6 protein-coding genes and 2 pseudogenes are annotated in these 8,810 nt (G+C 35.4%); all 8 read left to right on the plus strand.

All coding sequences use genetic code 11. The features are described from left to right. Positions 1 to 133 precede the first annotated feature (133 nt). The gene (locus A9G30_RS03570) at positions 134 to 697 is read left to right on the plus strand and encodes a pseudouridine synthase (protein ID WP_065588088.1); all 564 of its coding nucleotides are present in this window, start codon (positions 134 to 136) and stop codon (positions 695 to 697) included. A 135-nt stretch (positions 698 to 832) separates the two neighbouring features. Then, a pseudogene (gene ftsY, locus A9G30_RS03575) lies at positions 833 to 1,756 on the plus strand (signal recognition particle-docking protein FtsY); the annotation flags it as partial. A 9-nt stretch (positions 1,757 to 1,765) separates the two neighbouring features. Continuing rightward, positions 1,766 to 2,425 (plus strand): cell division ATP-binding protein FtsE, encoded by a 660-nt coding sequence (ftsE, locus tag A9G30_RS03580; protein ID WP_065566155.1) that lies wholly within the window; start codon positions 1,766 to 1,768, stop codon positions 2,423 to 2,425. After that, positions 2,422 to 3,381, plus strand: a complete 960-nt coding sequence (gene ftsX / locus A9G30_RS03585) for a permease-like cell division protein FtsX (protein ID WP_065588089.1) — start codon at positions 2,422 to 2,424, stop codon at positions 3,379 to 3,381. The genes ftsE and ftsX overlap by 4 nt, the downstream gene beginning before the upstream one ends. Before the next feature lie 201 nt (positions 3,382 to 3,582). Then, positions 3,583 to 4,443, plus strand: a complete 861-nt coding sequence (gene rpoH, locus A9G30_RS03590) for an RNA polymerase sigma factor RpoH (RefSeq protein ID WP_065566153.1) — start codon at positions 3,583 to 3,585, stop codon at positions 4,441 to 4,443. A gap of 852 nt (positions 4,444 to 5,295) precedes the next feature. Beyond that, positions 5,296 to 6,677, plus strand: a pseudogene (locus tag A9G30_RS03595) (IS1182 family transposase). A 174-nt stretch (positions 6,678 to 6,851) separates the two neighbouring features. Next, on the plus strand, positions 6,852 to 8,549 hold the full coding sequence (locus A9G30_RS03600) for a ShlB/FhaC/HecB family hemolysin secretion/activation protein (protein WP_065588090.1): 1,698 nt from the start codon (positions 6,852 to 6,854) through the stop codon (positions 8,547 to 8,549). A 79-nt stretch (positions 8,550 to 8,628) separates the two neighbouring features. Then, on the plus strand, positions 8,629 to 8,810 hold a 182-nt coding region (locus A9G30_RS03605; protein WP_218057709.1), incomplete at its 3' end, for an ESPR-type extended signal peptide-containing protein.

An 8,810-nucleotide genomic window follows, 5' to 3' on the forward strand; every position in this document is an offset into this window, starting at 1 on the left:
AAGCCCAGCAGTGATGCTGGGCTTTTTTACGTTTGGTATTTTATTTAATGGAGCTCTGATTTGTATAATAATATCTAGAGCGGATAGCCCGAAGAATAACGGATTGAAGATGATAAGTTGATGTTGGAATGAAATGAGTTCACTAATAGCCTTTAATAAACCGTTTAATGTTGTGACACAATTTTCGGTGCATGGAAAATATCAAACATTAAAAGACTATATCACATTACCTAATTTTTATCCTGCTGGACGCTTAGATACTGATAGCGAAGGGCTATTATTGCTAACAAATAATGGTAAATTGCAGGCAAAAATCAGCTCACCAAAGTTTAAATTACCCAAAACATATTGGGTTCAGGTGGAAGGCGTTATTAATCAAAAAGCTATAGATAGGTTAAGAAAAGGAATTCAATTAAAAGAATTTTATACCGCACCGGCTATAGTAACTTTTCTTGATGAACCATTGCAATTATGGCAAAGATTTCCTCCTATTAGAGAGCGCAAAACAATACCAACTTCATGGATAAGCATTACAATCACAGAAGGAAAAAATCGACAGGTTAGACGTATGTGTGCCGCTGTTGGTTTTCCTTGTTTAAGGCTGGTTAGAGTTCAAATAGGCGCATACAATCTGTTTGCTCATCAGTTGCCATTAAATGAATGGCGATATATCACAACTCAATATCTTTATTTATAACCAATATTGGCTATGATCAACGAATTCCATCTTTTATAATTTCTAAAAATATCGAATTAATTGGGCTTTATTCTAAAATAAGATAAAATGATCTTTAAGTGATCATGGGATGAATTATTTATGGTTGAACAAAAAAAAGAAGGGTTTTTCTCTCGTTTAAAAAAAGGTCTTTTTAAGACTAAACAGAATATTGGAGCTGGTTTTCTAAGTTTATTCAAAGGAAAAAAAATTGATGATGCTTTATTTGAAGAGCTAGAAGAGCAACTTATTATTGCTGATGTTGGTTTTGATACTACACAAAAACTAATAAGCTCGTTAACTCAACAGGCTTCAAGAAAAGAATTAAAAGATGCTGATGCTCTTCAAGAACTTTTAAAACAAGAAATGAAGTCTATTTTAGATGGGGTAGATAAACCTTTAGAGGTGAGTAACCATAATCCATTTGTTATCTTAATGGTTGGTGTTAATGGTGTAGGCAAAACCACGACAATTGGCAAATTAGCTCGTCAATTTCAACAGCAAGGTAAATCAGTTATGCTTGCTGCTGGTGATACTTTTCGTGCAGCAGCCGTTGAACAGCTGCAAGTTTGGGGTGAAAGGAATCATATTCCTGTTATTGCGCAGCATATTAATGCTGATTCAGCTTCCGTTATTTTTGATGCAATACAAGCAGCAAAGGCAAAAAAAATAGATGTGTTAATTGCCGATACAGCAGGGCGTTTGCAAAATAAATCTCATTTAATGGATGAATTGAAAAAAATAGTCAGAGTGATAAAAAAACAAGATGAAACAGCCCCTCATGAGATCATGTTAACTATTGATGCCGGTACCGGCCAAAATGCTATTAGCCAAACTAAACTATTTAATGAAGCAGTAGGTGTGACAGGTTTGACATTAACTAAATTAGATGGTACGGCAAAAGGTGGTATTATTTTCAGTATTGCAGATCAATTTAATATTCCTATACGTTATATCGGCGTTGGTGAAAAAATTGAAGATTTGAGACCTTTTGTTGCCGATGATTTTATCAATGCCCTATTTGATGAAAAAGATGAATAGAGAAAATTCATGATCCAATTTCAGCGCGTAAGTAAGATTTATTCTGGTGGTAAGCCAGCACTGCAGAATATAAGTTTTACTTTATCATCCGGAGAAATGGCATTTTTAACAGGACATTCTGGTGCGGGTAAAAGTACGTTAATGCGGTTAACTTGTGGTTTAGAAAAAGCTAATGATGGTAAAGTGTTATTAAATGGCATTGATGTTTCAAATTTAAAAAAACATGATATACCATTTTTACGTCGCACTATTGGCATGGTGTTTCAAGATCATCAGTTATTAATGGACCATACCGTTTATGATAATGTTGCTATTCCATTGATCATTTTAGGTAAACCCGCGGAAGAAATTCGTAGCCGAGTTTCAGCGTCGTTGGATAAGGTTGGATTGATAGATAAAATGAAATTTTACCCAATACAATTATCGGGAGGAGAACAGCAGCGAGTGGGAATTGCGCGAGCAATTGTTAACCATCCAAGCGTCTTGCTTGCCGATGAACCGACAGGTAATTTAGACGATAAACTATCAAAAGATATTTTAAAACTTTTTGAAGAATTCAATCAAGCTGGTGTAACCGTCTTAATGGCAACACACAATATAGGACTTATTCGTCGCAAGCATCATAGAATATTGCATTTAACTGAAGGGCGTTTAGAGGTTAAAAATTGACGCGTAATTCTGCTAAATCGAAAGAAAATCAAAATAGCTTTTTGTCTCGTTGGAAAAGGCAAATTGGTTATGCTTGGCGCAATACATTTAATGATTTTACACAACATATTTTTGCATCATTACTGACTATTTTTGTTATTGCAATTTCTATTATGTTACCCACTATTAGCTATTTACTTTGGAAGAATGCTAATCAAGCTGCACATAAATGGTACCCAACACCGAATCTCACTGTTTATATTAATAAAGAATTAACTTCAGAGCAGACAGCTGAATTATTGAGCAAACTTAAATATTTTATCGAGGTTGATAGAGTTGATTACCTTTCTCGAGAAGAAACAAAAGAAGAGTTTAAGGCATGGTCTGGTTTTAGCAGTGCATTAGATCTATTAGATGAAAACCCATTACCGGCAGTGGCGATTGTTATACCTAAAGAAGAAGCAAAAAATACAGAGGTAGTGCATCGGTTACAAGCTGAATTACTCAATATTGAGGGGATAGATGATATAAAGTTAGATGATAGTTGGTTTACTAAATTAACTGCGTTAACAAATATGGTGAAATCTATTGTTTGGGTTATTTCAATCTTTATGATTATTGCTGTATCACTTGTAATAGGTAATAGTATTCGTTTGAATATTTTTGCTAGAAAACAAACCATAATTGTTATGCAATTAATTGGCGCAACAGAAGGTTTTATTCTGCGCCCTTTTTTATATAGTGGAATTTTTATTAGTTTTATTAGCGCTATTATTGCGTTGGCATTATCAGAAATATTTATTTTTCAAATAGAAGCAATCATATTGACTGTTTCTGATGCTTTTGGAACAATAATTCATATTGAAGGTTTATTATGGGATGAAAGCCTATTAATTTTACTTATTACTATAATTATTGGATGGTTTTCATCATTTGTTGCAACAAAAAAATATTTAAAAATGACAAAAATTACCTAGCTATTTCTACGTAACTAACTAAAATATATATTAGTATTGATGAGTAGCTAACTTAGGGATATTTTTATTGATTTTACATAAAAAGGATGAACTAATTTATAGTCTGAAGGTCAAAGTAATAAATAGACAGTAGTTTTACGTTTTTTGATTGTTACATCTAATTTATGTAACAAGAATTAGTTAAGATAAAGGGGGAGTTAAATGAATACTGATATAAAAATCCAAGTAGGTGCTTTAATTCCACAAGGTAACATTGAATCATATGTTCGTATGGTTAACACTTATCCAATGCTAACTGCAGAAGAAGAAAAATCATTGGGTGAAAAACTTTATTATCATGACGATGTCGATGCCGCAAGACAACTTATTTTGTCTCATTTACGTTTTGTCGCTCATATTGCTCGTGGTTATTCAGGGTATGGTTTACCACAGGCGGATTTGATCCAAGAAGGTAATATCGGTTTAATGAAGGCTGTGCGTCGTTTTAATCCAGAAATTGGGGTTCGTTTAGTTTCATTTGCAATCCATTGGATAAAAGCTGAAATTCATGAATATGTACTTAAAAATTGGCGTATTGTTAAAGTTGCAACAACCAAAGCACAAAGAAAGTTATTTTTTAACCTAAGAAAGACCAAACAACGTTTAGGTTGGTTTAATAATGCCGAAGTTGATATGGTGGCCAATGAGTTGGGTGTAAGCCGTAAGGACGTGCTTGAAATGGAGTCTCGTATGTCGGCTCAAGATATGTCATTTGATGTAGATAGTGACGATGATGATAATTCAATTGTTGCACCTTCTCTCTACTTAGAAGATAGTAACTCTGATTTTTCTAAGTCAATTGAAAATGATAATTGGGAAAATGACGCGACAGATAAGTTACATGATGCATTATCACAATTAGATGAACGTAGCCAAGATATCATTAAAGCACGATGGCTAGATTCTGATGATAGTAAATCAACATTGCAAGTGCTAGCCGATAAATATCGTGTTTCAGCTGAGCGTATTCGTCAACTTGAAAAAAATGCAATGAAGAAATTACGGGTTGCTATAGAAGCATAATTTTGTTTATTAATGTTAACTTCCTAAACCTTACTTATAAAAAGTAAGGTTTTTTTAAAACTGATGTTTTCGATATTAATTTTATTAAACAGCGTGCATCTCGTCCAGAAGTGTTCTGTGTAACTATCCCCTAAAGATAGTAAAGCAAAAAAGTAGAAAATTCTCTATAATAAAAATAAAAGAGGGTTTAAATATGAAAAAAGTGACTGAACGATACAAATTGTATTTATTTTAAAAAAATAATCAGGCATTGCTATTAAGGGGGGGAATGGGACATGAATAAATCAACTTTTTATCAATGAAAAAATACGGCGATATGGAGACATCCGACATTAAATGTTTAAAAGATCTAGAAGTAAAAAATCGCAAGAATGAACAGATAGTTGTTTAACTTAGTTTAAAATATCAGCTTTAGAAATAAACCCTAAAAAAGTATTAGTGCTTACTCGAGTGCATAAAATTTGGGCTCGGTAACTAAAATGAATCATGATGTTACTCTTGTTATGATTTACTCCCCTCTTCATTGAAATTATCGAATATTTTTAGCCCAAAGCTTGTAACCTCTAGCGTTAATCAAAATGGAATTTATTATATTTAGTGCTGTAATGAGTCATATATTTTCAAAAAGGTATCAAGGAATTAAAATCCAAATAGAGAAAATTTTTATTAATAACTTATTGTGATTATAATAAAAACCAGAATAGACAAACTCCATAAGCAATAAAAATACCTTTAAAAATAACATAAAAAGATATTATTTAATAATATCTTTCAGATTGATGACAAAGAGCTCGCTTTTTGGCGAGTTCTTTGATCTAATAGAGAGGAGTCCATTATAAGAGGAATTCTTCTATGCTAAAAAAACCAACTCCAGCGACACCAGAAAAAAATAGAGCAAATCTCGCTAGATGCGCTTGTCCCTCAAAATCATCTTGTTCGTAAAATAGCTAAAGTCATTGATTTTGAATTTATTCGAGAAGCGGTAGCACCACTTTATTGCCTTAATAACGGTCGTCCGGCAGAAGATCCGGTCAGACTGTTTAAAATCATGCTATTGGGGTATCTTTTCGGTATCCCCAGTGAACGTCGTCTAGTTCAGGAAATTCAGGTCAATTTAGCTTATCGCTGGTTTCTGGGAATGGGATTAACCGAAAAAGTGATTGACGCCGTCGGTTTAATGACAGTGAAATCTATCTACAGATTTTTGATAATATTGTTGAGCAGGCCATTGCCAAAGGGTTGATAAGTGGTCGGGTTTTATATACGGACAGTACTCACCTAAAAGCAAATGCCAATAAAGGCAAAGCACGTAATGAGCAGCGTATTGTTGAGCCCAGTCAATATATTGATGCGCTTAATCAAGCCATCAACGCAGAAAGAGAATTAAACGGAAAAAAGCCTTAAAGCCATCGACGGTAGAGAAATACAAGGATGTTAAAGTCAGTACAACAGATTCGGATAGTGGCTTTATGCATCGGGAAGGCAAGCCTAAAGGATTCTTCTACTTAGATCACCGAACGGTTGATGGCAAACATAATTTAATTACCGATACCTATGTCACAGCCAGAAATATCCATGATCCCCAGCCTTATATGGCTCGATTAAAACGCCAGCTAGAGCGGTTTGGCTTTAATCCGGTTGGTGTCGGTCTTGATGCGGGTTATTTTACGGCTCCCATTTGCCATTTACTGCTGGCAGAGCAGATATATCCGGTGTTGGGTTATCGTCGCCCCACCCATGGTGCGAATCCCATCAGAAAAAAGCAGTTTATCTATAACCGTCAAAACGATACTTATACTTGCCCAAACGGGCAAACATTAATATATAAAACTACCAGCAGGGAAGGTTATCGTCATTATCATTCTGATGCAACAACCTGCAAAATCTGTCCGTTATTGTCACAGTGTACACAGAGTAAAAATACACAGAAAGTCATCACAGGGCATATCTGGGAAGCAGATAAAGAAAAAGCCAACGAGATTCGTTTAAGTCAGTGGGGTAAAAAAGTCTATGCTCGGCGAAAAGAAACGATAGAGCGCAGCTTTGCTGATGCTAAACAACATCACGGACATCGTTATGCTCGATTTAGAGGAAGAGCGCAGGTTCAAATGCAGTGTTTATTGGCCGCAACGGCTCAAAATATCAAGAAAATAGCGATAAAGCTATTTTTGTTACGTTTTTTTAGGCTATTTTTTAATTTATTTAATAAAATCCAAATTAAAAATCCTATTTAGGTTTAAATAAAAAAATAAACCCCGAATTATATCGAGGTTTGTCATCAATCTGAAAGATATTATTTAATAATATCTTTTTATGTTTTATATGGACATTGAGTCTAATAAAGTTTAATATCCTGACTGAATTTTGTCTGGCATTTGAGTAAAATTAACACGATAATAAGTTTTCCGATGAAAGTTTCTATAAAATATCTAGTAAGTTTAGCCTTTGTGATCTTACCCTTTACCCCTGTATTGGCCGAAGTTCAGCCAACACAGGCACTGGGTGATCAGCAGTTGATCCACCAGCAAGAGCGACAAAAAGCACTACAAGATTTGCTTAGTCCTACCTTCCCCGATATTCGTTTATTACCCCCGAACGCTACCACTAAAGGGATAGATTTTCCGACTGAAGCTCATTGTTTTAACATTGATCATGTCGAGTTAATGGAACGAGACAAATTACCTTGGTTTATTCCATTAAAGAGGCTGGCGCAACAAGCAGAGCATCGCTGCTTGGGAGGGCAAGGAATTAACTTATTGATGAGTAAACTACAAGACCGCTTAGTTAGCTATGGATTGATTACTACGCGCGTTGTTGCACCTGAGCAAGATTTAACAGCAGGGACTTTAAAATTATTGCTTGTTGAAGGTAAAGTAAGGCGAATTTATTACAGTGATGATAGCGATAAATATGCACAGCTTTATAGCGCTATGCCTGTAAGAGAAAACAAAACACTTAATTTACGCGATATTGAACAAGGGCTTGAGAATTTACAACGCTTACCGACGGTCAGCGCACAAATGCAATTAGTGCCAGGCGACAAACCGGGTGAAAGTGATATCGTAATTAGTCGCAAGCAAACAAAGATGTGGCGAATTGGGTTATCGGTTGATGATTCAGGCACCAAAGCAACAGGACGCGACCAAGGCGGAGCGACCCTCTATTTGGACAATTTATTATCGTTAAGCGACGCATTTTATTTATCTGGTGGGCATGATTTAAACGGTAAAGGTAAATATGGTTCACGTAACTATTTATTATCTTATTCGGTGCCATTTGGTTATTGGTTATTAAACGCTTCGCTATCGGGTAATAAATATCATCAGACGGTAGCAGGACAAAATGAAGATTATAAATACAGTGGTCGTAGTCGCAATGCCAATATACAGCTTAGCCGGCTTATTCATCGGAATGAATCACAAAAAACCACATTAAGTTACGGCATAAGCTTACGCCAATCGCATAACTATATTAATGATACCGAAATAGAAATCCAGCAAAGGAAGACCACAAACTGGCAACTGGGCTTACAACATCGACATTATATAAAAGATATAACCTTAGATGCAGGCGTCACGTACCAAAAAGGGGTACGTTGGTTTAATGCGCGAAAGGCACCAGAAGAGCATAATCCAGAAGATAATGGCAGTGCACTATCTGACATTTTCTTAGTCAATTTATCGACACATATTCCTTTTAGTTTAGGTCAGCAACAATTTCGTTATCGTTTTGATTATCAAGGGCAATATACGCGAGGTGAACGTTTGACCTCGCCGGACCAGTTTTCAATTGGCGGTCGATGGAGTGTTCGCGGTTTTGATGGTGAACTGACGTTAAAAGCTGATCGAGGTTGGTATATCCGCAACGAATTAGTTTGGCAAGCGCCGTTTAACTATGAGCCATATTTAGGGCTTGATACCGGCGAAGTGTCAGGGGCGAAAAGTGAATATTTGTTAGGTAGACATTTAACCGGAGGTGTTATTGGGGTGAGAGGCAATCATTATGGATTTTACTATGATGTATTTGCAGGAGCACCGATTCGTAAACCGGCAAGGTTTAAAACCAATCCGTTAGTATTAGGTTTCGGTATCAACTGGAATTACTAGGTAAATAGAAGCTCAATAGTATTAGAACTACAGAGGCAATATCGAATAAAATCAAGAAATCAAGGATAAGGAATTAGCAATGAATAAGAAGTTATATCGAGTTATTTTTAACAAAAAGCGTAACATGCAGATGGTGGTTGCTGATATTGCTAAGACACCGATAGGCGGTGAAAAAAGCAACTCAACTTCAAGCCTAACCGCATTAAAATCACTTTTTGCCAATTTAAGTCCGATAACCTTTCTTATTTCTGTATCATTGGG

The organism is Gilliamella sp. Fer4-1 (genome assembly GCF_001690515.1).
GTDB lineage: Bacteria > Pseudomonadota > Gammaproteobacteria > Enterobacterales > Orbaceae > Gilliamella > Gilliamella apicola_C.